The organism is Xanthomonas sp. DAR 35659 (assembly GCF_041242975.1).
GTDB classification, from domain to species: Bacteria; Pseudomonadota; Gammaproteobacteria; order Xanthomonadales; family Xanthomonadaceae; genus Xanthomonas_A; species Xanthomonas_A medicagonis.
The window spans coordinates 4,314,723-4,340,823 of record NZ_CP162488.1; the positions used below are offsets into that span (position 1 = coordinate 4,314,723).

Consider the following 26,101-nt stretch of genomic DNA (forward strand, 5'->3'; position numbering starts at 1 on the left):
CCTCAACCGCGCGCGGCGACTTCGGCGACCGCGCCGGCGCGCCATTCGCGCATCGCCGGCAGCGCCTCCAACGCGGTCAGGTAGGCCGCGGCCTCCGCCGGCACCTCCACCCCATATCCGGCGAAGCGCACCGCAATGGGCGCGAACATCGCATCGACGATGCCGAAGTCGCCGCACAGGAAGGCGCCGCCGGCGCCATGGGCGGCGCGCAGCGTGGCCCACAGCTGCACGATGCGCGCGATGTCGTCCTGCGCCTCGGCATCCCAATGGCGCCCGTCGGGCCGGCGACAGGCCTGCATCGGCAACTGCCGGCGCAGGGCGGCGAACCCCGCATGCATTTCGCAGGCCGCCGCACGCGCCTGCGCCCGCGCCTCCGGCGCCGCCGGCCAACCACGCCCGTCCAACCAGCGCTCGTTGGCGTATTCGCAGATCGCCAGGGAATCCCAGACCTGCAGGTCGCCATCCCACAGCACCGGCACCCGCCCGGTCGGCGAGTACGCGCCGATGCGTTCGGCGAACTCGGGCGTGTTCAGCGGCAGCGCCAGTTCCTCGAACGGCACCGCGAAGTGCCGCAGCAGCAGCCACGGCCGCAGCGACCAGGAAGACAGGTTCTTGTCGCCGATGACCAGACGGGGAAGCGGCATGACGGATCTCGCGCTTGGACGGACCCGCAGCGTACGCGGCGGGGCGGGCAGCGGCCAGCTCGGCTAAACTGGCTGTCTACCAATTTGCTGACGCGCGCATGTCCGACACCCCCGCCACCGACGCCTCCGCCCCGGCCGAGAAGAAAGACTTCATCCGCCAGATCGTCCGCGAGGACCTGGCCAGCGGCAAGCACGCGGCCATCCGCACCCGCTTCCCGCCCGAGCCCAACGGTTACCTGCACATCGGCCACGCCAAGGCGATCTGCCTGGACTTCGGCATCGCCGCCGAGTTCGCCGGGCGCTGCAACCTGCGTTTCGACGACACCAACCCGGCCAAGGAAGACCCCGAGTTCGTCGCCGCGATCCAGGACGACGTGCGCTGGCTGGGCTTCGACTGGGCCGAGCTGCGCCACGCCTCGGACTATTTCGAGGTCTATTACCTGGCCGCCGAGAAGCTGATCCGCGACGGCCACGCCTTCGTCTGCGATCTCTCCGCCGAGCAGGTGCGCGAATACCGCGGCACGCTCACCGAGCCGGGCCGCAATTCGCCGTACCGCGAGCGCAGCGTCGAGGAGAACCTGGACCTGTTCCGGCGCATGCGCGCCGGCGAGTTCCCCGATGGCGCGCGCACCCTGCGCGCCAAGATCGACATGGCCAGCGGCAACATCAACCTGCGCGACCCGGCGCTGTACCGGATCAAGCACGTCGAGCACCAGAACACCGGCAACGCCTGGCCGATCTACCCGATGTACGACTTCGCGCATTCGCTGGGCGACGCCGTGGAGGGCATCACCCATTCGCTGTGCACGCTGGAGTTCGAGGACCACCGCCCGCTGTACGACTGGTGCGTGGACAAGGTCGACCTGGCCGGCCACCCGGAACTGCTGCAGCCGCTGCTGGACAAGGGCCTGCCGCGCGAGGCGGCCAAGCCGCGGCAGATCGAGTTCTCGCGGCTCAACATCAACTACACGGTGATGAGCAAGCGCAAGCTGACCCAACTGGTGACCGAAGGCCTGGTCGACGGCTGGGACGACCCGCGCATGTACACCCTGCAGGGCCTGCGCCGCCGCGGCTACACGCCGGCCGCGCTGCGTCTGCTGGTCGACCGCGTCGGCATCAGCAAACAGAACTCGGTGATCGATTTCTCGGTGCTGGAAGGCTGCCTGCGCGAAGACCTCGACGCGCACGCGGCGCGGCGCATGGTGGTGATCGACCCGCTCAAGCTGGTGCTGAGCAACCTGCCGGAAGGCCACAGCGAAACTTTGACCTTCTCCAACCATCCCAAGGACGAGAGTTTCGGCACCCGCGAGGTACCGTTCTCGCGCGAACTGTGGATCGAGCGCGAGGACTTCGCCGAAGTCCCGCCCAAGGGCTGGAAGCGGCTGGTGCCGGGCGGCGAAGTGCGCCTGCGCGGCGCCGGCATCGCCCGCGTCGACGAGGTGATCAAGAACGCCGCCGGCGAGATCGTGGAGCTGCGCGGCTGGCTCGACCCGGAATCGCGTCCGGGCATGGAAGGCGCCAACCGCAAGATCAAGGGCACCATCCACTGGGTTAGCGCCGCGCATGCGGTGGCCGCGGAAATCCGTCTGTACGACCGCCTGTTCTCGGTGGAGAAGCCCGACGACGAATCCGACGGCAAGACCTACCGCGACCACCTCAACCCCGACTCCAAGCGCAGCGTGCGCGGCTACGTCGAACCGGCCGCCGCGCAGGCCGCACCGGAGCAGGCGTTCCAGTTCGAGCGCACCGGCTACTTCGTCGCCGACCGCTACGACCACAGCGCGACCACGCCGGTGTTCAACCGCAGCGTGACCTTGCGCGACACCTGGAGCGGCGGCCAGGGCGCGGCGTGAGCACGGCGGTACCGCACGCGGCGACAGCGCGCGCGCTGTCGCATCCGCTGCTGCGGCTGGCGCTGATCGCCGCGATCCTGGCGCTGGCGCATTTCCACTGGCTGCCGTTCCCCTGGCGGATGCCGGCGGTCGGCGCGATCGGCCTGGGCCTGGTGTGGCTGGAAACGCGTTCGCTGCAGGCCTGCGGCCTGCGGCGGCGCTCGCCGCAGGCATGGCTGGGCTGGACGCTGCTGCTGGTCGCGCTGGTGGTGGGCCTGGTCGATCCATGGCTGGAACCGCTGATCACCCAGCTCACCGGCAGCGCCACCGACTACAGCGGCTACGGCGCGCTGCGCGGCAATCTGCCGGCAGCCGCGAAGCTGATCGCCCTGGCCTGGCTCAGCGCCGCGATCGGCGAGGAACTGGTGTTCCGCGGCTTCCTGATGCACCAGCTGAGCGCGCTGCTGCGCGGCGTCCGCGGCGCCAACCTCATCGCCGCGCTGCTCGGCGGTGTCGCCTTCGGAGTGATGCACGCCGGCCAGGGTGTCTCCGGCATCGTGTTGACCGGGATCGTGGGCAGCCTGTTCGGCTATGTCTATCTGCGCTCGGGCCGTCACCTGTGGGCGATGATGCTGGCGCACGGGCTGATCGACAGCTGGGGCGTCACCAGCCTGTACCTGGGCTGGTACTGAGCGCCGGCGGATCCGCCACGGGGCCGCGCCATGCGCGCCGTCGCCACGGCGGCGCCGATGCGGCGGCGACACCAACGGAAACGGGACACGGCATGCGCGAGCGTTTGTGGGCGGGAGTGGGCAACGGCATGGCCGCCGGCGCGCTGTGGGGACTGGTGTTCCTGGCCCCGCAACTGCTGTCCGGGTTCTCGCCGCTGCAGTTGTCGGTGTCGCGCTACCTGGCCTACGGCGCGATCGCCGCGCTTGTGCTCGCGCCGCGCTGGCGCGCCGCCACCGGCGCACTCGGCGCCGCCGAATGGTGGGCGCTGCTGCGCCTGAGCCTGCTCGGCAACATCGTCTACTACGTGCTGCTGGGCAGCGCGGTGCAGTGGGCCGGCGGTGCCGCCACCGCGTTGATCATCGGCCTGCTGCCGGCGGCGGTCACCGTGATCGGCTCGCGCGCGGCCAGCGCGGTGCGGCTGCGCCGGCTGGCCGCGCCCTGCGCGCTGTGCGTGCTCGGGGTGGCGCTGGTCGCGGTGCAGACCCTGGCCGTCGCACGCCCGCACATCCCCGCCAGCGTCGGCCTGCGCGCGGCGGGACTGGCCTGCGCGGTTGGCGCGCTCGCGTGCTGGACCGCCTACTCGATCAAGAACGCGCGCTGGCTGCGGCGGCGCCCGGACCTGTCCGGCCGCGACTGGTCGCTGCTCACCGGCGTGGTCACCGGCGCGCTGGCCCTGGCGTTGGCGTTGCCGGCCTTCGCGCTGACCGGCAACGCGCATGCCGGCGCCGACTGGGCACGCTTCTGGGGGATGGCGCTGGTGCTGGCGCTGTTCGCCTCGGTGATCGGCAACGCCTGCTGGAACCGCGCCAGCCGACTGCTGCCGCTGACCCTGGTCGGGCAGATGATCGTGTTCGAGACGGTGTTCGCCTTGCTGTACGGCTTCCTGTGGGAACAGCGCTGGCCGACCGCGCTGGAACTGCTGGCGATCGCCTGCCTGCTCGGCGGCGTGCTGTGGTGCACGCTGGTGCACGCGCAGAAGCCGCCGCCGGGGCGCGAAGCCAAGTCCGGTTAAGCCCCGCCGCCTAGACTGCGCATTTCCACCCCACGGAAATCGCGCCATGCGCCTCGCCCTGCTCCAGCGCTGCACCGCGTTTGCCCTGACCGCCGCGCTCGCCGGCTGCGGCGCCAGCTCGACCGCCCCTTCCGACCGCACGTCCGGGTCGGCCTCCGCCACCGTGGCGACCACCGGCAAGTGCGATGCGCTCCCCGACCAGGCCTACGCCCTGCCGGCGGGGCGCTTCGACGAAACCGCCCAGCAATTGGCCCATGCCACCGGCTGCATGGTCGTGTACCGCGATCCCGCCCTTGCGCCACTGCAGGTCAAGGCAGTGAACGGGCGAATCAGCATCCGCCAGGCGCTGCATCAGGCGCTGGACGGCACTGCGCTGCGGATCGCGCAGGAGAACCCGGACACGCTGACCGTCGTACGCCGCTGACCCGGCGGCGGCGTGGTGGATTGCTACCATGGCCGCAGTCCACCGCACGGAAGGTCGCCATGCCCCGCCATCTCGCGTCGTTGCTGTGTTCCCTGTGCCTGGTCGCCGGCATGCTGCTGTCCAGCGCCTGCGCGCGCAGCGAAACCGCCAAGCCGGCGGTACCGGCAGCGGCCGCGGCCGCGCCGGGCCTGCCAGTGAAGGTCGATACCAGTTGCCGCACCGATGCCGATTGCACGGTCAAGAACGTCGGCAACTGTTGTGGCGCGATGCCGGCCTGCGTCAACCGCGATAGCCCCACCGACCCGCAGGGCGTGATGGCGCAATGCCAGGCCAGCGGCCGCATGAGCGTGTGCGGCTCGCGCGCGATCGCCGGCTGCCAGTGCGTGGCCGGACAGTGCACCGCGCAGGGCGCCCAAGCCGATACACTGCGCGCCCCCACGCCTGCCGAACCCGTCCGCTGATGCTCTACGCACAAGTCCACCTCACCCTGCCCGCCTGGATCCACGAGGCGGTCGATCCGCAGGCGGTCCACGCCAGCGACGCCGACAAGGTCGCGCTGGCGGTGGAACTGTCGCGCCTGAACGTGGAGGCGGGCAGCGGCGGGCCGTTCGGTGCCGCCGTGTTCGGCCCGGACCACCGCATCATCGCGGTCGGCGTGAACCGGGTGGTGCCGCAGACCACCTCGCTGGCGCATGCCGAGAACATGGCCTACATGCTGGCCCAGCAGCGCCTGCAGACCCCGCGCCTGAACGCGGTGCTGTCGCCGGTGACCCTGGCCACTTCCTCGCAGCCGTGCTGCCAGTGCTACGGCGCGACCATCTGGGCCGGCATCGACCGCCTGCTGATCGGCGCCAGCGCCGAGGACGTGATGGCGCTGACCCCATTCGACGAAGGCCCGCTGCCGGCGGACTGGGTCGGCGAACTGCAGCGCCGCGGCATCGAGGTGGTGCAGGGCCTGCATCGCGACGCCGCCCGCGCGGTGCTGCGTCGCTACGGCGAGCTCGACAGCCCCCGCTACTGACCGCCGTCCGGCGAAGGCCTCCTCCATGTCCTCCCTGAACGGCCTGCTGTGCTATTGCCGGCAAGGCTTCGAGCCCGAGCTGGCGGCCGAGCTCAAGGACCGCGCCGCGCGCGCCGAACTGCCTGCCTATGCGCGCACCGAGCGCAACAGCGGCTACGCGCTGCTGCTGTGCGAGGAGGCGTTGCCGCCGCGCGCGCTGCCCTGGCGCGGCCTGATCTTCGCGCGGCAGAAACTGCGCCTGCTTGCCGAACTGCGCGACCTGGATCCGGCCGACCGCATCGGTCCGATGCTGCAGGCGCTGGCCGGCCGCGGCCGCTTCGGCGATCTGTGGGTCGAGCACCCCGATTCGGACGAAGGCAAGCAGCTGTCCGGTCTGGCGCGCAGCTTCGGCAATGCGCTGCGCCCGGCGCTGCGCAAGGCCGGGCTGCTCAGCGACAAGCCGCAAGCGGCGCTGCCGCGCCTGCACGTGTGCTTCCTGGCCGGCACCCACGCCTTGCTGGCGATCGCCGACAGCGACGACAGCGCGCCGTGGCCGCTGGGCATCCCGCGGCTGAAACTGCTGTCCGACGCGCCATCGCGCTCGGCGTTGAAGCTGGAGGAAGCACTGCTGGCGCTGCTGGCGCCGGACGAGCGCGAGGCACTGCTCAAGCCCGGCATGCGCGCCGCCGACCTGGGCGCCGCACCCGGGGGCTGGACCTGGGTGCTGACCCGCCAGCACCTGCACGTGACCAGCGTGGACAACGGCCCCCTGCGCCAGCACGTGCTCGACAGCGGCCTGGTCGAGCACCTGCGCGCCGACGGCTTCCACTGGAAGCCGCCGCAGCCGCTGGACTGGATGGTCTGCGACATGGTCGAACAGCCGCGCCGCGTGGCCGAGCGCATGGGCACCTGGTTCCGCGAGGGCTGGTGCCGGCATGCGATCTTCAATCTCAAACTGCCGATGAAGAAGCGTTGGGACGAGACCCAGTTGTGCCTGGACCTGTTCGCCGAACGCGCCGAGCGTCCGCTGCAGATCCGCGCCAAGCAGCTGTACCACGACCGCGAAGAGATCACCGTGCTGGCGATGTCGGCCTGAGGGGCGCGCCACGCTGCCCCTGTGGGAGCGGCTTCAGCCGCGACAGCATCTCGCCGGACACATCCTGTCGCGGCTGAAGCCGCTCCTACAGGAAGCGAAGCAGCCGCGAAAGAACCGCCAGGCATCGCACGACGCGCATCCGCTACAGCACGATCCGCTTGCCGCCCTCGCGCGCCGAACGCTGGATCGCGTCGACCACGCGCATGTCGCGCAAGCCCTCCTCGCCCGGCACGCGCAGGGGCGTGCCCTCGAGAATCGCCAACGCGTCCTCGTCCATCTGCAGCGCCTGCTGGTGGCGCACCTTCGCGTCGAACACGCGCCCGTCGCTGGCGCTGCCGCGGATGCCGTCGTAGCTCTGGAACGGCGCCAGTTCGTACCAGCCGCGCTCGCACTCGGCGCGTAGCCGGTTCATGGTGCGGCCGAAGCTGGTGGCGCACTCGGCGATCACCTCGTGCGGAAACTCCAGCTTGAACTGCATGTGCTCGTCGACCTCGTCGAACAGCGCCGGGCGCTCGGTGCTGCGGGTGGCGCTGACCGCCAGCGGCTCGGCGCCGGTGGTGTAGCGCGCCGCGTTGAGCGCGTACACGCCCATGTCGTACATCGCGCCGCCGCCGAACTGCGCGCGCAGCCGCCACGGCCGCTGCGCCGGATCGGTGTCGTGGTAGCCGTTGTAGCCGGCCTCGGCGCGCACCGTGCGCATCGCCCCGAACGGGCGCTCGCCGGCCAGGGCGATGATCCGCCGCGTGTTCGGCTCGTGCTGCATCCGATAGCCGATGCTCAACCGCACCTTGTTGCGCGCGCAGGCGGCGATCATCGATTGCGCCTCGTCGGCATGCATCGCCATCGGTTTCTCGCACCACACGTGCTTGCCGGCGGCCGCGGCGCGGATGCTCAGCGGCGCATGCAGCGAGGTGGGCGTGACCACGTAGACCACGTCGATGTCCGGGTTGTCGGCGATACGCTCCAGCTCGTCGTAGCCGTACACGTTGCGATCGGGAATGCGGTAGCGCGCCTGCCACTGCGGAATCTTGTGCGGGGAGCCGGTCACGATGCCGGCCAGCCGGCAGTGCCTGGTCAGCGCCAGCCCCGGCGCCAGGCGCTCGCTGGCATAGCTGCCCAATCCGACCAGAGCCACCCCAAGCGGTTTCTTCGGCTTGCCGCGCGGGGCCGCCAACAGCGGCGATCCCAACAGGCCGGCGCCCGCCGCAGACACTCCGGCGAGCAGCAAACGGCGACGATTCGGCGATGACAGCGACATGCGGATCTCCCTGGCGGCCGGACACGGACCGCCCGACCTTAACGCATCCCGCGTGCGCCGTTGTGAGCGCTATCCCGGCCGCACCGGCGCTCCGGCACACTGCCTGGCCGTGCATCGCGCCGATCGCTCCATGCAGGACCGCGGCGCGATCGAGACCTTCCGCAGCGATCGCCCCGGACGCGAAACCGGCCGCCCAGGCATGGCATCGCCTTCCAGATAGCGCGCCATGCGTGCCAGCGCGCCCCCTTGCCTGTGTCGACGAGCCGCGCACGCACGGTGCAGGATTCGATGCGCCGCCCAAGGCCCTACAATGCCGATGGGATGCGCATCGCATCGCGGTCTCAGCCCGCGCAATCGGCATCGGGCATCCTGCCTGCACTGACTGGAGACCGCACACATGCAGCCGATCGAACTGAAGGACCCGGCCGGCTTCGCCGACGAGTTCCTGCGCCTGACCCTGTTGCAGGGCTTCCAGTCGCTGACCAAGCGCGACCTGGAGTTGCTGATCTTCGTGTTGCTGGAACGCGATGGCGCGATCTCGCGCAGCGACTCCAACAACGCGGTGGCGCTGCGCCTGCGCGTGACCCCGGCCAAGGTGAAGGGCCTGCGCCGCGACGGCTACGCGCGCTGGCGCGCGCTGGTGCCCGAGGACGGCGACGCGGCGCTGGAGCGCATCGTGGCCACCGTGCTGACCGAGGACAACCTGCGCGCCGGGGCCAAGCACGTCAGCGAACGCAGCAAGAAGGACGGCTTCCTGGCCATCCGCATCGAGCATCCGGACGACCAGCAGCGCTTCGAGCAGGCCATCGTCGAGGTCGGCGCGATGCCGGTGTACGAGCGCAACCGCGACGTGGTCGCGGTGCGCTTCGACACCCTGCTGAAGATCGCCGAGCGCTGGGGCTACCTGCAGCCGGAGCCGGAAAAGGTGGCCCGCGAACTGGAAAAGCTCACCCCGACCGCCGAGGAAGTGGCCGACCTGTTGAAGAAGGACGTCGGCAAGCTACGCTGGGAGGACGTGCGCCGCGCGCTCAACAGCCTCGGCGCCAAGGCCATCGCCAGCACCGCCGAGGGTGGGCTGAAGGGACTGCTAAAACTGGCGTTCCCGTTCATCCCCGGCTGAGCCCACCCTATCCCGTTTCCATCATCGGAGTCCGTCGTGTCCATGCAGCACCGTTTGTCCTTCCTCGCCGCCGGCCTGCTCGCCGCCGCCCTGGCCCCGGCCGCCGCGCAGAACCTGCAGGCCACCTCCAGCGCGGTCACCGAGCCGCTGCGCGACGTGCCCGCGCTGGTGCAGGCGCAGCCGCTGAGCAGCGGCGAGGTGACCCATCAGGTACGACTGGAGGTACCGCAGGGCGCCGCGCCGGTCACCGTGCGCACCATCCAGCCCGACCGCGTCGCCGGCAACTACCGCATCGACTTCGATGCGATGGACAGCGATCACGACGGCTACATCAGCCGCAGCGAGGCGCAGGCCAACCCGTCGCTGGCCGACGAATTCGATGCGCTGGACACGAATCGCAGCGGGCGCCTCAGCCGCGCGCAACTGGCCGGCTGGCTGTAGGGCACCTCTACCCCCCCCAGCATGTCGATGCATTTCGAGCCGCCGATGCGCCCACCCGGCGCCGAGGCGCTCGGGGTGTCCAGGCGCATTGGCGATGGGACTCGGTGGCGTTGAGACCGTGTTTCCCATGGATGCCTCGGCATCACGGCCACTTCGTTCTCCTGTCGCGGCTGAAGCCGCTCCTACAGGGGCACTGCGCGCGGTTGTAGGAGCGGCTTCAGCCGCGACAGGAAAACGACATGCCATCGGCACACGCAGCGTGCAGCTTCCGGACTGAAGTTGTTCGAGGCGCCCTGTGCCGCGGCACGCCGCGCGTGAGCTTCGCCAACCGCGCCGCCGCATTGGAAACGCTTGCTAAACAGCACCGGCGCGCGCGTGCGCAAGCCCGATTTTTTTAGTCCCGATTAATTCGATCGGGCCTATGTTCTTGACTCCTTCCCAGCAACAGGAGTCGCGCCATGAACCGCAACGTTCCTCGTCTCGTCCCGTTCGCATTGGCCTTGCTCGCCGCACCGGCGCTGGCGATGGCGCAGTCCGCGCCGGATGCCGTGACCCTGCATCAGAACGGGCAGATCGTCCATGTCACCTCGGTCGAGCCGGACTCGATCGTCGGCGGCTACCGCATCGATTTCGCCAAGCTCGACCGCAACCATGACGGCTACATCAGCCGCGCCGAGGCCAAGGCCGATCCGACGCTGTACGCCGAATTCGATGCGGTCGACGTGCACCACCACGGCCGCCTGAGCAAGACCGATCTGCAAGGCTGGATGTCGACGTGACGCGTCGCACGCGTCCGCCCATCCGCGTCCTTTCACCCCCATGCGCCGCCTGCGGCCTCTCCGCCGCGGGCGGCGCGATTGTTTTCTGAAGCAGCAGCACCGCGGACACCGGCAACGCGACAACCGGAGCGTCGCGCACCGCTTCATCGCATCTGCCACCGCCGGCCGCACCGATCGCCGCGCCACGCGTGTCATCCGCGCTCCGCCGCCGGCCTTCGCCCGCTGCGCTGACGCCTGCTACAGCGCCCCTTCCAGCAATGGCGCATCCTGCGTCCCGCCCCAGGGATCGTCCAACAGATAGCGCGCCGCCACCGGCTGCGCCGCCGGCACCAGGGTGAACCGGTAATACACCTCGTCGCCTTCGCAGATCTCGTAGTACAGCGCGTAGTCGCAGGCCTGCAGCGCCAGGGTCACCTCGAACGCCTCGGCCGCTGACGCGACCTGCACAACGTCGCCCGCGCGCACCCGGAATGGCACCTGCATGCGCCGCTGCGCGCACGGATCGGATGCGAATGCCGCAGCCAGCGTCACGTGCACCTGCGCACCGAACGCGTCCTCGGGCAGCGGATCGAACACCACGTAGTCGCGGTGCAGGATCGCGCCCTGCTGCAGATTCCGAGGCCCCCAGCGGCAGGCGGCCTCGTCGAAGCCGCGCGCACGCAGCTGTAGTTGGCTGTGCGAGATCAGCAGGTCCACGGTTTGCGTTGCGGTTTGCATCGTTGTCTCTCTGCCAGGATGGCGGCGCGTGGCGAACACGCTGCGCGCGTGGCGCAGCGCCGGTCGGCGCGCGCTCACACGCCGGAGGCGCGCTTCCAGAACCCGTGCATCAGCATCGGGAGTTTGCCGGCCAGGCCCAGCAATGGGCCGCGCAGTAGGGTCAGGGGCATGTCGTCGTTGGAGAACAGGCGATTGATCGCATCGAAGCCGTAGGCGGCGAAGGTGTTGTCGCTGCGCCGTCCGCGCGCCCAGCGTGCCAGCCGGTGCGACGCCGACCAATCGACCCGCCGCGCTTGCGCCTGGCGCACCTGCGCGGCCAGCGCGGCGACGTCGCGCAGGCCCAGGTTGACGCCCTGCCCGGCCAGCGGATGCACCACGTGCGCGGCGTCGCCCAGCACCAGCAGGCGGCCGCGGTGATAGTCCTCCACCAGTTGCCGGCGCAGCGGAAAGCCGACCCGCGGCGACAGTGCGCGCACCGCGCCCAGGCGCGCGCCGAAGGCCTGGGTCAGCTCGGCGCCGAACGCGGCGTCGTCCAGGGTCAGCACCCGCGCCGCCTCGGCCTCGGGCAGCGTCCACACGATCGAGCTGCGGCCGTCGGCGAACGGCAGGAACGCCAGCGGCCCGCCGGGCAGGAAGCGCTGCCAGGCGGTGTCCTGGTGCGGCTGCTCGCTCTGCACGAAGGCGACCACGCCGCGCTGGCCGTAGTCGTGCGCCGGCGCGTCCAGCCCGGCCAGGCCGCGCAGGGTGGAGTCGGCGCCGTCGGCGGCGATCGCCAGGCGCGCGTCCAGGCGGCTGCCGTCGTCCAGGCGCAGGCGGACGCGTTCCTCGGCCATCTCCACCGCCTCCACCCGCGCCGGACAGTGCAACTGCACCCCGGCCGCCGGCAGCGCCGCCCACAGTTGTTCGACCAGCAACGCATGCTCGACGATCCAGCCCAACTGGTCGCGCCCCAGCGCGTCGGCATCGAACTCCAGTTCGCCGCCGCCACCGGCGTCCCACACGCGCATGCGCCGATAGGCCTGCGCGCGCCGCGCCAGCACCTGCGGCCACACGCCCAGCGCCTGCAGCAGCGCGGCGTTGTCCGGGGCGAACGCGTACACCCGCAAGTCCGGCTCGGCCGCCGACCAGCGCGACGGCTCGCGGCCCTCGACCAGCGCCACCGCCAGGCCTTCGGCGGCCAGCGCCAACGCGCAGGCGGCGCCGACCACGCCGCCGCCGACCACCACCACGTCTAGCACGCCGCGCCGGCTCATGCCGTCGTCTCCCGGCACAGCTGCGGCACGTCGCCGCGGAACCCCATCGCGCCGCCGACCAGGAACGACTGCAGCGGCGCCGCCTGCGCGGCCGCCAGCAGGCCCAGGCTGCGCAACGGGCGCAGCAGCGGCGCCGGGTTGGCGGTCAGCCGCGCCAAGCCGCCGGAGAAGGCGACGGTCCGTTGCCGGTCCTGCTCGCGGCGCTGGGCGTATTGCTGCAGCAGCGCCGGCGCGCCCGGATCGGTGCGGTCGCGCTCGATCAGCTCGGCCAGGGTCAGCGCGTCGCGCAGGCCCAGGTTGAAGCCCTGCGCGCCCAGCGGGTGCAGCGTCTGCGCGGCATTGCCGAGCAGCACCGCGCGCGCATCGGTCAGCCGCCCGGCCAGCACCTGCACGATCGGGTAGGCGCTGCGCTCGCCGCTGCCCAGCAGGCGGCCGACGCGCCAGCCCAGCGCTTGCTGCAGGCGTTGCAGCCAGGCGGCCTCGTCGAGCACGGCCACCGCGTCGGCCTGCTCGGCGGCGACCGCGTGGATCGCGCCGTAGTGGCGGTCGCCGCGCGGCAGCAGTGCGGTCGGGCCTTCGTCGCGGAAGCGCTCGTAGGCGCTGCCGTCGGGCTGGCGGCTGCCGCGTACCCGCGCCACGAACAGGGTCTGCTGGAAATCGTGGCGCTCGGCGGCGATGCCGAGCGCCTCGCGCACCGCGCTGGCGCTGCCGTCGGCACCGACCAGCAGGCGCGCCTGCAGCACCTCGGTGGCGCCGTCCAGGGCGATGCGCAGCCGCCGCGACGACGCGTCGTCGCCGGCCTCCAGCCCCAGGAACTGCGCCGGCCGGTAGCGGCGAACGTGCGCGGCGGCGGCCAAGCCCGCTTCCAGCGCCTCGCCGAAGTCGCGCGCCACCACCACCTGCCCGAACGCCTCGCGCCCGTAGTCGGCCGCGTCCAGCCGCACCCGTCCGAAATCGCCCTCGCGGCTGACATGGATGCGCCGGATCGGCCCGGTCGGCGCGCGCAGCCGCTGCATCACACCGAGCGCGCGCAGCGCATTGACCGTGGCCGCGGCGAAGCTGAGGTTGCGCTGGTCGAACACCGGCGGCAGCGCGCCCGGCGGCGCGGCCTCGACCAGGCCCACGTCCACGCCCAGGCGGTCCAGGGCGATGGCCAGGCTGGCGCCGACCAGGCCGCCGCCTACGATCACTACGTCATGTCGTTTGCTCATCCGGCCATGATACGGCCGGCACCGGAATCGGCGGTGATCCGCACGCGGTGCGGCGCTGCGCCCGCAGCATCCCCGTGCGGTTCCCGGCGTCCACGCCGCACCGTCGGCGCGGGGCCTCACTCGCCGGCCCGCCGCTTCCAGTAGAATCGGCGTTCTCCGTACCGGTGCCCGCCCGCCATGACGCCTTCCACCCACCGCCTGCCCGTCCTGCTCCTGCTGGTGTCGCTGCTGGCCGCGACCCGCATCAACCACTTCGGCGCGATCCCGGACGCGTCATGGGCGGTGTTCTTCATCGGCGGCTTCTACCTGCGCGGCTGGACCCGCTGGGCGTTCCCGCTGCTGATGGGGCTGGCGGTGCTGATCGACTACCTGGTGATCCGCGGCCAGGGCCTGGACTTCTGGCAGCACTATTGCGTGTCGCCGGCCTACTGGTGCCTGATTCCGGCCTACCTGGCGCTGTGGACCGGTGGCGCCCTGGCGGCGCTGGGCTACCGCGGCGCCGACTGGCGCGCGCTGCGCAGCACCGCGGGCAATTTCGTGGTCGCGGTGGCGCTGTGCCACCTGATCGCGCAGGGCAGCTTCTACTGGATCAGCCGCAGCGTGCCGAACCCGACCGTGGCCGGCTGGTGGCAGAACTACGGCGACTGGCTGCTGCCGTACATGGGCAGCGCGGCGCTGTACGTCGGCCTGGCCGCGGCGATCCAGGTCGGCATCGAGCAGTGGGCGCGGCTGGGCCGGCGCGGCCAGTCGGTCAACCCCTGAGGCCGGCGGACGCCGCGCGGCGATGGGCAACCGCCTCTCCAAGATCTACACCCGCACCGGCGACGACGGCAGCACCGGGCTGGGCGACGGCAACCGGGTCGGCAAGGACTCCGCGCGGGTGGCCGCCTACGGCACCGTGGACGAGGCCAACTCGGCGATCGGCGTGATCCTGGCCTGTCCGCTGACCGAGGACGTGCGCACCCTGCTGACCGCGATCCAGCACCAGTTGTTCGACCTCGGCGGCGAACTGTGCATTCCCGGCCATGCGGCGATCCACGATGCCGACATCGACGCACTTGAGCGGCATCTGGACCGCTACAACGACACCCTGCCGGCACTGAAGGACTTCATCCTGCCGGCCGGCGGCGAGGCCGCGGCACGCTGCCACCTGGCCCGCACCATCGTGCGCCGCGCCGAGCGCGAGACCGTGGCGCTGTCGCGCCAGGACGCGGTGCGGCCGGAAGCGGTGCGCTATCTCAACCGCCTGTCCGACCTGCTGTTCGTGCTGGCGCGGGTGCTGGCGCGGGCCGACGGCCACGGCGAAGTGCTGTGGCGCCACGAACGCCGCCAGGCCTGAGCCAGGCTCGCGGCGGCGCGCAGGCGGCAGGGCTCGCATGCTGATCTACACCCATCCCGCGTGCCTGGGCCATGCCCCGGGACCCGAGCATCCGGAACGGCCGGAACGGCTGCAATCGGTCACCGACGCGCTGCGCGCGGCCTTCCCCGCGCTGGAATGGCGCGAGGCGCCGCTGGCCAAGCTCGGCGACCTGGCCCGGGTCCACGACCGCGAGCTGATCGACACGGTCCTGGCCGACATCGACGGCCGGCGCATGCTCGACGTGGACACGGTGATCGCGCCGGGCTCGCGGGCCGCGGCGCTGCGCGCGGCCGGCGCCGGCGTGGCCGCGGTGGACGCGGTGATGCACGGCGAGAGCGACACCGCCTTCTGCGCCGTGCGCCCGCCCGGGCACCACGCCACCGCCGGCACCGCGATGGGCTTCTGCCTGTTCAACAACGTCGCCGTGGCCGCCGCCCATGCCCGCGACAGCCACGGCCTGGAGCGCATCGCCATCGTCGATTTCGATGTGCATCACGGCAACGGCACGCAGGCGATCTTCGAGCGCGATCCGCATGTGCAGTATCTCAGTACCCACCAGTCCGGGCTATTCCCGAACTCGGGCGGGGTCCACGACCGCGGCGTGGGCAACCTGCACAACGCGCTGCTGCCGCCGGGCAGCGGCGGCTTCCGCTTCCGCAACACCTGGGCCGACCAGATGCTGCCGCTGCTGGACGCCTTCAAGCCGCAACTGCTGCTGGTCTCGGCCGGCTTCGACGCGCACATGCGCGACCCGCTGGCCGACCTGATGCTGGACGCCGAGGACTTCGCCTGGCTCACCGCGGAACTGCGCGCGCTGGCCGAACGGCACGCGCGCGGCCGCGTGGTGTCGCTGCTGGAAGGCGGCTACGACCTGCAGGCGCTGGGCGAATGCAGCGTGGCCCACGTCGACGCCCTGCGCTGACGTCCCGACCCTGGGCGGATGAACCCCGCCCCCGCGCCCCGGAACGCCTTCATTGCCCCCATGCACCGGATGGGGCAAGCTAGCGACCGTTTTAGCCCGATACCTGACGCGCGTGCGCCGAGCCCTCCGCCTGCTACCCCTTCCGTTCAGTATCGCCCTCTGTCTGCCGGCGATGGCGGCCGAGAAGCCACCCAATTGGGGACTGTGCCCGACCCCGGACGTGCTGCCCAAGTTCGATGACGCGCCCAAGGTCGATCCCAAGCTGGCGGCGATCCGCGACCAGCAGCCGACCGACATCGAAGGCGACCAGCTGTCGGGCACCACCACCGTCCCGAACTACACCGGCAACGTCGCGCTCAAGCGCGGCGACCAGTTCATGGGGACCGACAGCCTGCGGGTGGACACCGAGACCGGCAACTACATCGCCGAGGGCCACGTGCGCTACCAGGATTCGTCGATCCGCATGATCGCCGACCGCGCCGAAGGCAACCAGGACACCGACACCCACAAGATCTCCAACATCCGCTACCAGCTGATCGAACGCCGCGGCAACGGCAAGGCCGATTCGGTCGACCTTCAGGGCGCACTGGGACAGATGCACCGCTCCACCTACACCACCTGCGATCCCTCGCAACAGGTGTGGGAACTGCACGCGCCGGAGATCGACGTCGACAACGACGAGGGCTTCGGCACCGCGCGCAACGCGATCCTGAAGATCTACAACGTGCCGATCCTGTACGCGCCTTGGTTCAAGTTCCCGATCGACGATCGGCGCAGCAGCGGCTTCCTGTTCCCGGCGATCGGCATGTCCAGCCGTAACGGCTTCGACTACATGCAGCCGTACTACCTGAACCTGGCGCCGAACTACGATGCCACCCTGTATCCGCGCTACATGAGCTCGCGCGGCTTCATGCTCGGCAGCGAGTTCCGCTATCTGTACGAAGGCGGCAAGGGCGAGATCGAGGCCACGTACATGCCCTCGGACCAGTTGCGCGACAAGGACCGCGGCAAGTTCGAGTACCAGGGCTACCACAACATCAATCCGCAATGGCAGGCGCGCGCCTCCATTGCCTGGGTCAGCGACGAGCGTTACACCGAGGATTTCTCCAACCGCCTGCTTGGCAATGCGGTCTCCAACCTGCAGAGCACGATCGGCGTCTACGGCACCGGCGAGACCTGGACCGCCGGGTTGATGGCCGATCGCTGGCAGTTGACCGATTACACCCTGACCGAGGCCGCGCTGCCGTACAGCCGCCAGCCGCGCGCCTTCTTCACCTGGGACCAGTCGTTCGGCAGATGGTTCGAGGCCGGCGTCTACTCCGAGGCCGTGCGCTTCGTGCACGACGACATCCACGTCAAGGGCCCCACGTTCGAACGCACTGGCGATGTGATCGAGCAGCCCGGCGGCAGCCGACTGGACGTCAAACCCTACATCTCGATGCCGCTGGCCGGCGCCGCATGGTTCCTGAAACCCACCCTGGCCTGGCGTTATACCGCCTACCAACTGGACAAGGACCTGGCCGCGCCCCTGGGCGGGGACACCTCGCCCTCGCGCAGCCTGCCGATCACCACCGTCGACGCCGGGCTGTACTTCGATCGCGACGCCAAGTTCGGCGGCACCAACTATCTGCAGACCCTGGAACCGCGGCTGTTCTATCTGTACACGCCGTACCGCGACCAGAACGACCTGCCGATCTTCGACACGCGCGAATTCACCTTCAGCTGGGGCCAGTTGTTCCGCGACTCGCGCTACACCGGCGCGGATCGCCAGAACGACGCCAACCAACTGACCATGGCGCTGAGCTCGCGCCTGCTGCGCCAGGACGACGGCAAGGAGAAGCTGGCCGTCAGCTTCGGCCAGATTCTTTACTTCAGCGACTCCAGGGTCAGCCTGCCGACAACGAATGGCGCGCCCAGCACATCCATCGAGCAAGGCAAGTCGGCCTGGATCGCCGACGCCAATTACATGCTCAACGACCGCTGGACGATGGGCGCCACCTACCAGTGGGATCCCAAGTACCGGCGCAAGGACCTGGCCAGTTTCCGCACCCGCTACCTGCTGCCGGGCGACGGCATCATCAACGTCAGCTACCGCTTCCGCCGCGACCTGCTGGAGCAGACCGACGTGTCGGTGCTGTATCCGATCAATCCCACCTGGAGCCTGGTCGGGCGCCATTACTACTCGCTGGAAGACAGCAAGCCGCTGGAAATCATCGCCGGCGTGCAGTGGGACAGTTGCTGCCTGGCCGTGCGCGCGTTGGCGCGGCGCTACGTGCGCAATCGCGAAGGCGACCTGGACACCGCGTTCCAGGTCGAGTTCGTGCTCAAGGGCCTGTCCTCGCTGGGCCAGGACACGGACCGCGTTCTGCGCCGTGCTATTCTCGGCTACAACCGCGACGACCTGTACTTGGTCCCGCCCAGCAATACCACGACCGATCCGGACGCTTACGATCCGAACCTGATTCCATGACCAAGACCCTCTCCGTTTTCCTCGCCACCTTGCTGGCGATCGCCGGTGTGTCCGCTCCGGCCGCCGCGCAACAAACCCAACCGCTGGACCGCATCGCTGCGGTGGTCGACGAGGATGTCGTGCTGCAGAGCGAACTGGATCGTGCCGTGCGCAACGTGAAGGCGCAGTATGCCGGCCGCGAGGGGCAATTGCCGCCGGACAACGTGCTGCAGCGGCAGGTGCTCGAGCGCCTGGTGCTGGTCAAGTTGCAGGTCGCGCGCGCCAACAGCACCGGCATCCGCGTCGGCGACGACGAACTGAACCGCGCCATCGCCAGCATCGCCCAGCAGAACGGCACCGACGTGGACGGCCTGCGCCAGAAGCTGGCCGCCGACGGCATGGCCTTCGACGACTTCCGCAACTCGGTGCGCGACGAAATCACCGTGCAGCGCCTGCGCCAGAGCTTCGCGCAGAGCCGCATCAACGTCAGCGAGAGCGAAGTGGACGCGGCGCTGGCGCAGCAGGCCGCCACCGGCGCCCAGTACCACCTGGCGCACATCCTGATCGGCCTGCCGGAAGGCGCCACCGCCGAGCAGATCAAGACCGGCCAGAGCAAGATCGACGGGGTCAAGAGCCTGATCGACAAGGGCGAGATCGACTTCAGCGCGGCCGCGGTGCGCTATTCCGACAGCCCCAACGCGCTGGAAGGCGGCGATCTGGGCTGGCGCAGCCTGGACGAGATCCCGAACGCGTTCGCGCAGCTGATCCGCGACATGAAGCCGGGCCAGGTCGCCGGCCCGCTGCGCGGCCCCAGCGGCTTCCAGCTGCTGAAACTGGTCGAAGTGCGCGATGCCTCGGCCAACCCGGAAAAGAAGACCGTCACCGAGTACCACGCCCGGCACATCCTGATCCGGGTCAACGAGGCGCAGCCGGATGCGGCCGCCAAGGCCAAGATCGAGACCCTGCGCGCGCGCATCGCCGGCGGCGCGGACTTCCAGGCCGTGGCCAAGGAATCCTCCGACGATGCCAACAGCCGCGGCCAGGGCGGCGATCTGGGCTGGTTCCCGGCCGACGCGTTCGGCCCGGACTTCGGCCGCCAGGTCGAAGGCCTGAGCGACGACCAGGTCTCGCAGCCGTTCCGCACCGAAGCCGGCTGGCACATCGTGCAGCGCGTCGCCTCGCGTCAGACCGACGTGACCAGCGACAGCCAGCGCGCCCAGGTCCGCGAGACCATCGGCCGCCGCAAGCTGGAAGAGGAATACAACCGCTTCCTGCAGGAAATGCGCGGCGAAGCCTATGTGAACCTGCGCGTCGGCGGCGACAGCGCCGCCGCCCCGGCCGCCGACGCCAGCACTCCGGCACCGGCCGCCACCAAGCCGTAAGCCGTGCTGCCCGCGCTCGCGCTGGTGCCGGGCGAGCCGGCCGGGATCGGCCCGGAGCTGTGCGTCAGGCTGGCGCAACAGCCGCGCCACGATTGCCAACTGCTGGCCTTCGCCGATCCGGACACCCTACGCGCCGCCGCCGCGGCGCTGTCGCTGCCGCTGCAACTGCTCCCCGAATCCGCCGTCGCGCAGGCGCCTGGCGACCTGCGCCTGCGCGCGGTCGCCAACGCCGTGCCCAGCCGCTTCGGCCGCACCGACGCGGCCAATGCCGGCGCGGTGATCGGCGCCCTGACCCAGGCCGCGGACGCCTGCCTGCGCGGCGAACTCGCCGGCCTGGTCACCGGCCCGGTGCACAAGGCCGCGATCAACGACGGCGGCATCGCCTACACCGGCACCACCGAACTGCTGGCCCGTCACGCCGGCCGCGAGGTGGTGATGATGCTGGCCAACGCCATCGTACGCGTCGCCCTGGTCACCACCCACCTGCCGCTGCGCGCCGTCGCCGACGCACTGACCCCGGCGCTGCTGGAGCGCAGCCTGCACATCGTCCACACCGCGTTGCGCAGCGAATTCGGCATCGCCGCGCCGACCATCGCGGTGCTCGGGCTGAATCCGCATGCGGGCGAGGACGGACATCTGGGGCGCGAGGAAATCGAGGTCATGCAGCCGGTGCTGGATGCCCTGCGCGGCGAAGGCATGCGCCTGCTGGGTCCGCTGCCGGCCGACACCGCGTTCCTGCCGCAGAAGCTGGCCGGGGTCGACACGGTGCTGGCGATGTACCACGACCAGGGCCTGCCGGTGCTCAAGTACAGCGGCTTCGAGCAGGCGGTGAACCTGACCCTGGGCCTGCCCTACCCGCGCGTGGCGGTCGACCACGGCACCGCGCTGGAACTGGCCGGCCGCGGCAGCGCCGATCCCTCCAGCCTGTTCGCCGCGGTCGCGCTGTGCGCGCGCCTGGCCGCGCGCGGCGCCCTGTAGAAGCGGCTTCGGCCGCGACCGGGCTTTCCCGATAACGCCGGGTCGCGGCTGAAGCCGCTCCTACCCAAGCGCCCGCGCGCGCCTTCCCGCCCCCATCCCGATAAGATTGCCCGCATGACTTCCCATCCCGGCTTCAGCGCCCCGGCCAAGAAATCGCTTGGCCAGCATTTCCTCAGCGACCGCCACTACATCGACAGCATCGTGCGCGCGGTGAATCCCAAGCCGGACGACCTGCTGGTCGAGATCGGCCCCGGCCAGGGCGCCATCACTTTCCCGCTGCTGCGCCGCCACGGCCGCCTGACCGTGATCGAATTCGACCGCGACCTGATCGCGCCGCTGACCGCCGCGGCGGAAGGGGTCGGCGCGCTGACCATCCTCAACCGCGACGTGCTGTCGGTGGACTTCACCGCGCTGGCCGGCGCCGCCGGCAAACTGCGCCTGGTCGGCAACCTGCCCTACAACATCTCCTCGCCGATCCTGTTCCATGCGCTGGACCACGCCGCCGCGATCGCCGACATGCACTTCATGCTGCAGAAGGAAGTGGTCGATCGCATGGCCGCCGCGCCGGGCAGCAAGGTCTATGGCCGGCTCAGCGTGATGCTGCAGGCGTACTGCGAGGTGACCTCGCTGTTCGTGGTGCCGCCGGGCGCGTTCCGGCCGCCGCCGAAGGTGGATTCGGCGGTGGTGCGGCTGGTGCCGCATGCGCCGCAGCGCGTCGGCATCGCCGATCCGCGGCGCTTCGCCGACGTGGTCCGCGCCGCGTTCGGGCAGCGCCGCAAGACCCTGCGCAATGCCCTGAACGGGGTCTGCGATGCCGCGCAGTTCGAGGCCGCGGACGTGCGCCCGGACGCGCGCGCCGAGCAACTCGAGGTCGCCGACTTCGTGCGCCTGGCCAACGTCGCTCAGGCCACCTGACGCCTGCGCCGCGGCGAGCGGCGCGCGCCGCGGTGCGCTCGCGCACTCCGACACTGCCTCCCAGCGCGCCTCCCTGCACGCGGCGACGACTGCGAAGCGCGCCGGACTGCCTCGCGGCACGCGCATCGCGCAGAACGATGCGCCGAGACCGCCGTCCCGCCGCCTGTTGCCCGCTGCACGCTGCACGCCCATGCGATCCGCCTGGGCGGCCGACGCGAGTCCGCCACGCGATAGCCACGCCGTATCGCGAACCTCCGCCATATCTCGCCTCAAACGGCAAAACACGCTCTAAACTGTCGACATGAACAATGACGCCCCCTACCGGATCGAGGTCGAAGTATCGCCCCGCTTCCTCGACGACCAATCGGCGCCGGAGGACGGACGCTACGCGTTCGCCTACACGATCCGCATCCGTAACCGCGGCCGCGTCGCCGCGCGGCTGATCGCCCGGCACTGGGAGATCACCGACGGCAACGGCCGCGTCGAACGCGTGGACGGCGACGGCGTGGTCGGCGAACAGCCGCGGCTGCGTCCCGGCGAGGATTTCCGCTACACCTCCGGGCTGATGCTGGAGACCGAGCACGGCACGATGCGCGGCCACTACGACATGGAAGCCGACGACGGCACCCAGTTCGTCGCGCCGGTCGCCCCGTTCGTGCTGACCGTGCCGCGGACCCTGCACTGATGGCGGCGGCATGAGCGTCTGGGCCATCGGCGACCTGCAGGGCTGCTACGACGTCACCCAGCGGCTGCTGGAGAAGATCCGTTTCGACCCGGCCGTGGACCGGCTGTGGTTCTGCGGCGACCTGGTCAACCGCGGCGGCCAGTCGCTGGAGACCCTGCGCCTGGTGCACTCGCTGCGCGCGCACAGCGAGGTGGTGCTGGGCAACCACGACCTGTCGCTGCTGGCGATCGGCGAGCGCAGCCCGGACGAACAGCGCAAGGTCAATCCGGACCTGCAACGCATCGTGCTGGCCGAGGACCGCGACGAACTGCTCACCTGGCTGCGCATGCAGAAGCTGCTGCACGCCGACCGCCAACTTGGCTGGATGATGATCCACGCCGGCCTGGCGCCGAAGTGGACCACCACCCTGGCGGAGAAGCATGCGCGCGAGGTCGAGCAGCAGTTGCACGGCAGCGGCTACCGCAAGCTGTTCCGCAACATGTACGGCGATCGCCCGGCGTGGTCGCCGGGCCTGACCGGCTACGACCGTTCGCGCGCGATCATCAACCTGTTCACCCGCGCCCGCTATTGCACCCCGCGCGGGCGCATCGCGATCGAGGAGAAGGGCACGCCGGGAACCCAGGCGCAGGGCCTGTATCCGTGGTTCGAGGTGCCGGGCCGCGCCGAGCGCGACCTCAAGATCGTGTGCGGCCACTGGTCGACGCTGGGCCTGACCATCACCCAGGGCGTGCACGCGATCGACACCGGCGCGGTCTGGGGCGGCAAGCTCACCGCGCTGCGGCTGGACAGCGAGGACCTGCAGGTCGTGCAAGTGCCCGGGCGCCCGGTCGAGGGTCCGCCGCCGGCACCGCGCGCGCGGCCGCCACGGCGGCGTTCGGGCGGCGGGCGTGGTGCGGGTACGGCGGCCGGCGCAGCGCCGGCGCCGGCGCCGGCACAAGACTGACGGCACGCCATCGAGGAAGGGCGCGGTGGCCACCGCGCCTTGCCGACCAGAACCCTCGCACTGTAGGCGGCTTCAGCCGCGACAGGCACCATCCATCGCCGATCGTCTGCATCACATGCATGGCTTCTGTCGCGGCTGAAGCCGCTCCTACAAAAGCGCCAGCCAAGCCAGGAATGCGGCAGCCAAGGGCATCACGCCTGCAACGCGTGCTGCAGGAGAATGCCCGCTCGCCTCATGCCAGCAATACCTTCGGCGCCGCATCCGATCGCTCGCCCGGCTGCGCTACGCACGCCTCACCTGCGCCGGTAATCGACAAACTCGAAGGCCAGCGCATGCCTGGCATCGGCCGCGTGCGCCTGCCGCGCCACGACTTCCCACTGCGCCGGATCGAACGCCGGGAAATGCGCATCGGCGCCTTCGACCAGCGTGTCCACGTGGGTCAGGTACAGCATGTCGGCATGCGGCAGGGCCAGGGCGAAAATGTCGCCGCCGCCGATCACCGACAGTTCCTCGGCGCCGCCGGCCTGCGCGATCCCGAGCGCCGCCTGCAGCGAGGCGACGGCCTGCATGCCCTCGAACGGCACCTGCCCCGAGCGGGTCATCACCAGGTTCATCCGCCCCGGCAACGCGCGGCCCAGCGACTGCGCGGTCCTGCGTCCCATCAGCACCGGCTTGCCCAGGGTCAGCGCCTTGAAGCGCTTCAGATCGTCGGGCAGGCGCCACGGCAGGTCATTGTCGCGACCGATCGCATTGGCACGGTCGAGCGCGGCGATCAGGGTCAACCGCAATCCAGAGCGCGTGGCCGAGGCATCCGCATCCGTCAGCGCCACTGCCGTTGTCTTTGCCGATTCCCCATTCCCCATTCCCGACTCCCCGCCCCTCACACCGCCACCGGCGCCTTGATCGCCGGATGCGGGTCGTAGCCCTCGATGGCGATGTCGTCGTAGGTGAAGGCGAACAGGTCGGTGACCGCCGGGTTCAGCCGCAACCGCGGCAACGGCCGCGGCGTGCGCGCCAGTTGCTCGCGCGCCTGATCAAAGTGATTGGAGTACAGGTGCGCATCGCCCAGCGTGTGCACGAAATCGCCCACGCCCAGGCCGGTGGCCTGCGCCACCATGTGGGTCAGCAGCGCGTAGCTGGCGATGTTGAACGGCACGCCGAGGAAGATGTCGCCACTGCGCTGGTACAGCTGGCAGCTGAGCTTGCCGTCGACCACGTAGAACTGGAACAGGCTGTGGCACGGCATCAGCGCCATCTGCGGCAGCTCGGCCACGTTCCAGGCGCTGATCAGCAGCCGCCGCGAATCCGGGTTGCGCTTGATCTCCTCCACCAGCCACTGCATCTGATCGATCTCGCGGCCGTCGGCGCCGGTCCAGCGCCGCCACTGCTTGCCGTAGACCGGGCCCAGTTCGCCCTGCGCGTCGGCCCACTCGTCCCAGATGCTGACCTTGTTGTCCTTGAGATAGGCGATGTTGGTCTCGCCCTTCAGGAACCACAGCAGCTCGTGCACGATCGAGCGCAGGTGCAGCTTCTTGGTGGTGACCAGGGGAAAACCATCATCGAGGTTGAAGCGCATCTGCCAGCCGAACACGCTGCGCGTGCCGGTGCCGGTGCGGTCGGATTTCTCCGCGCCGTGTTCCAGCACGTGCTGCAGCAGTTCCAGATACTGCTTCACTTGGCCACCTCCGGCGGCGGCACCGGCTGCAGCACCGGCGCGCGGCGCGAGCGCCACAGCAGGTACAGGCCGAGCACGATCAGCGGCACGCTCAACTGCTGGCCGCGGGTCAGCCAATGGAAGGCGAGATAGCCGAGCTGCGCATCGGGCACGCGCACGAACTCCACCGCGAAGCGGAACACGCCATACAGCAGCGCGAACAGGCCGGACACCGCATAGCGCGCGCGCGGCTTCATCGAGAACGTCCACAGCACCACGAACATGACCAGGCCTTCCAGCACCGCCTCGTACAGCTGCGAGGGATGGCGGGCGTAGCGGTCCAGCAGCCCGGCGGCATACTGCCGCTGCAGTTCCGTGGCGCTCATCAGGCTGTCCAGCGCCTGCGCGCCGGCGACCTGGTCCTGCATCGGCGCGCGCGGGAAGATCACGCCCCAGCCGGCGTTGGTCAACTTGCCCCACAACTCGCCGCCGACGAAATTACCGACGCGGCCGAAGCCCAGCCCCAGCGGCACCAGCGGGGCGACGAAATCCATGGTGTCGAAGAAGTGCAGGCGCGCCTTGCGCGACCACCAGGCCGCGGCGACCAGCACGCCGATCAGGCCGCCGTGGAAGCTCATGCCGCCGTCCCACACCTTGAAGATCAGCAGCGGATCGGCCAGGAAATCGGACAAGGCGTAGAACACCATGTAGCCCACGCGCCCGCCCAGCACCACGCCCAGCATCGCGTAGAACAGCAGGTCGGAGAATCCCTCCATGTCCACGCCGGGCAGGCGCCCGGCGCGGATGCGCAGGCGGCCCAGCCACCAGGCCGAGGCGAAGGCGGCCAGGTACATCAGCCCGTACCAATGCACCTTCACCGGGCCGAGCGAGAAGGCGATGGGGTCGATCTGGTGGAGATAGGTCATGCGCGAGCGTCGGCCGGGGGGCGAAGGTCGCCTATTCTGCCACCGACTCCGCTGGTTGCCTCGACTGGGAGACCGTGTAATGGGGGTGGTCCTTCATCTGCTGGCAGGCGCACGCGTCTGCCACCGGCGCCGCTGGTTGCCTCGATTGGGGACGGCGTAACGGGGAAGCCCTTCATCTGCTCGCAGGCGCACATGCGCCACCGCGGCGACGTTGGAACGGCGGCGCCATCGATACCTCCCGAGCCAGACGCGCGCGCCCTGTAGGAGCGGCTTTAGCCGCGACAGGCGTTCCCAGGAATGCCTGTCGCGGCTAAAGCCGCTCCTACAGCGGATCTCGGAGGCGGCCGCGTCAGCGCATGGAACAGGCC

At 70.4% G+C, this 26,101-nt stretch carries 27 protein-coding genes; 19 read left to right on the forward strand and 8 right to left on the reverse strand.

Going from position 1 to position 26,101, the window contains the following annotated elements; translation table 11 throughout:
* Positions 1 to 2: 2 nt before the first annotated feature.
* Positions 3 to 644 (reverse strand): glutathione S-transferase family protein, encoded by a 642-nt coding sequence (locus AB3X07_RS18270; RefSeq protein WP_369940126.1) that lies wholly within the window; start codon positions 642 to 644, stop codon positions 3 to 5.
* 98 nt (positions 645 to 742) lie between these two features.
* Between AB3X07_RS18270 and AB3X07_RS18275 the strand changes: the two genes are divergently transcribed.
* The 7 genes from AB3X07_RS18275 (at position 743) to rlmM (ending at position 6,740) form a co-directional block, all read left to right on the forward strand.
* On the forward strand, positions 743 to 2,497 hold the full coding sequence (locus AB3X07_RS18275) for a glutamine--tRNA ligase/YqeY domain fusion protein (protein ID WP_369940128.1): 1,755 nt from the start codon (positions 743 to 745) through the stop codon (positions 2,495 to 2,497).
* Between the two features lie 119 nt (positions 2,498 to 2,616).
* Positions 2,617 to 3,168, forward strand: a complete 552-nt coding sequence (locus AB3X07_RS18280; RefSeq protein ID WP_369944802.1) for a CPBP family intramembrane glutamic endopeptidase — start codon at positions 2,617 to 2,619, stop codon at positions 3,166 to 3,168.
* A gap of 92 nt (positions 3,169 to 3,260) precedes the next feature.
* A complete protein-coding gene (locus tag AB3X07_RS18285; RefSeq protein WP_369940129.1) occupies positions 3,261 to 4,220 on the forward strand; it encodes a DMT family transporter in 960 nt (319 codons plus the stop codon).
* A 46-nt stretch (positions 4,221 to 4,266) separates the two neighbouring features.
* Entirely contained in the window at positions 4,267 to 4,644 is a 378-nt protein-coding gene (locus AB3X07_RS18290) for an STN domain-containing protein (RefSeq protein ID WP_369940131.1), read from the forward strand.
* A 59-nt stretch (positions 4,645 to 4,703) separates the two neighbouring features.
* A complete protein-coding gene (locus AB3X07_RS18295) occupies positions 4,704 to 5,105 on the forward strand; it encodes a hypothetical protein (protein ID WP_369940132.1) in 402 nt (133 codons plus the stop codon).
* Positions 5,105 to 5,665, forward strand: coding sequence for a nucleoside deaminase (locus AB3X07_RS18300; protein ID WP_369940133.1), 561 nt, complete (start codon positions 5,105 to 5,107; stop codon positions 5,663 to 5,665). Before AB3X07_RS18295 ends, AB3X07_RS18300 begins: the two co-directional genes overlap by 1 nt.
* A 34-nt stretch (positions 5,666 to 5,699) precedes the next feature.
* Positions 5,700 to 6,740, forward strand: a complete 1,041-nt coding sequence (gene rlmM, locus AB3X07_RS18305; protein WP_369944803.1) for a 23S rRNA (cytidine(2498)-2'-O)-methyltransferase RlmM — start codon at positions 5,700 to 5,702, stop codon at positions 6,738 to 6,740.
* A gap of 142 nt (positions 6,741 to 6,882) precedes the next feature.
* On the opposite strand, the gene AB3X07_RS18310 is transcribed toward rlmM, so the two are convergent.
* Positions 6,883 to 7,998, reverse strand: coding sequence for a Gfo/Idh/MocA family protein (locus tag AB3X07_RS18310; protein ID WP_369940135.1), 1,116 nt, complete (start codon positions 7,996 to 7,998; stop codon positions 6,883 to 6,885).
* A gap of 397 nt (positions 7,999 to 8,395) precedes the next feature.
* Here AB3X07_RS18310 and AB3X07_RS18315 point away from each other — a divergent pair, with 397 nt between their 5' ends.
* The 3 genes from AB3X07_RS18315 (at position 8,396) to AB3X07_RS18325 (ending at position 10,338) form a co-directional block, all read left to right on the forward strand.
* Complete coding sequence (locus AB3X07_RS18315; protein ID WP_369940136.1) at positions 8,396 to 9,118, forward strand: hypothetical protein; 723 nt, start codon at positions 8,396 to 8,398, stop codon at positions 9,116 to 9,118.
* A gap of 42 nt (positions 9,119 to 9,160) precedes the next feature.
* Entirely contained in the window at positions 9,161 to 9,559 is a 399-nt protein-coding gene (locus AB3X07_RS18320) for an EF-hand domain-containing protein (protein ID WP_369940138.1), read from the forward strand.
* A 458-nt stretch (positions 9,560 to 10,017) separates the two neighbouring features.
* Positions 10,018 to 10,338, forward strand: coding sequence for a hypothetical protein (locus AB3X07_RS18325; RefSeq protein WP_369940140.1), 321 nt, complete (start codon positions 10,018 to 10,020; stop codon positions 10,336 to 10,338).
* Between the two features lie 237 nt (positions 10,339 to 10,575).
* Here AB3X07_RS18325 and comJ read toward each other — a convergent pair whose 3' ends face one another.
* The 3 genes from comJ to ubiH all read right to left on the reverse strand — a co-directional run bounded on the left by comJ (position 10,576) and on the right by ubiH (position 13,519).
* Positions 10,576 to 11,055, reverse strand: a complete 480-nt coding sequence (gene comJ, locus AB3X07_RS18330; RefSeq protein WP_369940143.1) for a competence protein ComJ — start codon at positions 11,053 to 11,055, stop codon at positions 10,576 to 10,578.
* A 74-nt stretch (positions 11,056 to 11,129) separates the two neighbouring features.
* A complete protein-coding gene (locus AB3X07_RS18335) occupies positions 11,130 to 12,308 on the reverse strand; it encodes a UbiH/UbiF family hydroxylase (RefSeq protein ID WP_369940144.1) in 1,179 nt (392 codons plus the stop codon).
* Entirely contained in the window at positions 12,305 to 13,519 is a 1,215-nt protein-coding gene (gene ubiH / locus AB3X07_RS18340) for a 2-octaprenyl-6-methoxyphenyl hydroxylase (RefSeq protein ID WP_369940146.1), read from the reverse strand. The genes AB3X07_RS18335 and ubiH overlap by 4 nt, the downstream gene beginning before the upstream one ends.
* Before the next feature lie 177 nt (positions 13,520 to 13,696).
* Between ubiH and AB3X07_RS18345 the strand changes: the two genes are divergently transcribed.
* From AB3X07_RS18345 to AB3X07_RS18385, 9 genes are all read left to right on the forward strand, one after another.
* Entirely contained in the window at positions 13,697 to 14,281 is a 585-nt protein-coding gene (locus AB3X07_RS18345; protein WP_369940147.1) for a hypothetical protein, read from the forward strand.
* Positions 14,282 to 14,303: 22 nt separating this feature from the next.
* Positions 14,304 to 14,858 (forward strand): cob(I)yrinic acid a,c-diamide adenosyltransferase, encoded by a 555-nt coding sequence (locus AB3X07_RS18350; RefSeq protein WP_369940148.1) that lies wholly within the window; start codon positions 14,304 to 14,306, stop codon positions 14,856 to 14,858.
* Positions 14,859 to 14,895: 37 nt separating this feature from the next.
* A complete protein-coding gene (locus AB3X07_RS18355; protein ID WP_369940149.1) occupies positions 14,896 to 15,801 on the forward strand; it encodes a histone deacetylase family protein in 906 nt (301 codons plus the stop codon).
* Positions 15,802 to 15,913: 112 nt separating this feature from the next.
* Complete coding sequence (gene lptD, locus AB3X07_RS18360; RefSeq protein ID WP_369940150.1) at positions 15,914 to 18,271, forward strand: LPS-assembly protein LptD; 2,358 nt, start codon at positions 15,914 to 15,916, stop codon at positions 18,269 to 18,271.
* Positions 18,268 to 19,632, forward strand: coding sequence for a peptidylprolyl isomerase (locus AB3X07_RS18365; RefSeq protein WP_369940151.1), 1,365 nt, complete (start codon positions 18,268 to 18,270; stop codon positions 19,630 to 19,632). The genes lptD and AB3X07_RS18365 overlap by 4 nt, the downstream gene beginning before the upstream one ends.
* A gap of 3 nt (positions 19,633 to 19,635) precedes the next feature.
* Complete coding sequence (gene pdxA / locus AB3X07_RS18370; protein WP_369940152.1) at positions 19,636 to 20,610, forward strand: 4-hydroxythreonine-4-phosphate dehydrogenase PdxA; 975 nt, start codon at positions 19,636 to 19,638, stop codon at positions 20,608 to 20,610.
* 114 nt (positions 20,611 to 20,724) lie between these two features.
* The gene (rsmA, locus tag AB3X07_RS18375) at positions 20,725 to 21,525 is read left to right on the forward strand and encodes a 16S rRNA (adenine(1518)-N(6)/adenine(1519)-N(6))-dimethyltransferase RsmA (protein ID WP_369940153.1); all 801 of its coding nucleotides are present in this window, start codon (positions 20,725 to 20,727) and stop codon (positions 21,523 to 21,525) included.
* A 301-nt stretch (positions 21,526 to 21,826) separates the two neighbouring features.
* Positions 21,827 to 22,210 (forward strand): Co2+/Mg2+ efflux protein ApaG, encoded by a 384-nt coding sequence (gene apaG, locus AB3X07_RS18380; RefSeq protein ID WP_369940155.1) that lies wholly within the window; start codon positions 21,827 to 21,829, stop codon positions 22,208 to 22,210.
* Positions 22,211 to 22,220: 10 nt separating this feature from the next.
* Complete coding sequence (locus AB3X07_RS18385; RefSeq protein ID WP_369940156.1) at positions 22,221 to 23,153, forward strand: symmetrical bis(5'-nucleosyl)-tetraphosphatase; 933 nt, start codon at positions 22,221 to 22,223, stop codon at positions 23,151 to 23,153.
* A 293-nt stretch (positions 23,154 to 23,446) separates the two neighbouring features.
* Here AB3X07_RS18385 and AB3X07_RS18390 read toward each other — a convergent pair whose 3' ends face one another.
* From AB3X07_RS18390 to lgt, 3 genes are all read right to left on the reverse strand, one after another.
* Complete coding sequence (locus tag AB3X07_RS18390) at positions 23,447 to 23,941, reverse strand: dihydrofolate reductase (RefSeq protein ID WP_369944804.1); 495 nt, start codon at positions 23,939 to 23,941, stop codon at positions 23,447 to 23,449.
* A gap of 92 nt (positions 23,942 to 24,033) precedes the next feature.
* Complete coding sequence (locus AB3X07_RS18395) at positions 24,034 to 24,828, reverse strand: thymidylate synthase (RefSeq protein ID WP_369940158.1); 795 nt, start codon at positions 24,826 to 24,828, stop codon at positions 24,034 to 24,036.
* Positions 24,825 to 25,733, reverse strand: a complete 909-nt coding sequence (gene lgt / locus AB3X07_RS18400) for a prolipoprotein diacylglyceryl transferase (protein WP_369940159.1) — start codon at positions 25,731 to 25,733, stop codon at positions 24,825 to 24,827. Before lgt ends, AB3X07_RS18395 begins: the two co-directional genes overlap by 4 nt.
* Positions 25,734 to 26,101: the final 368 nt, after the last annotated feature.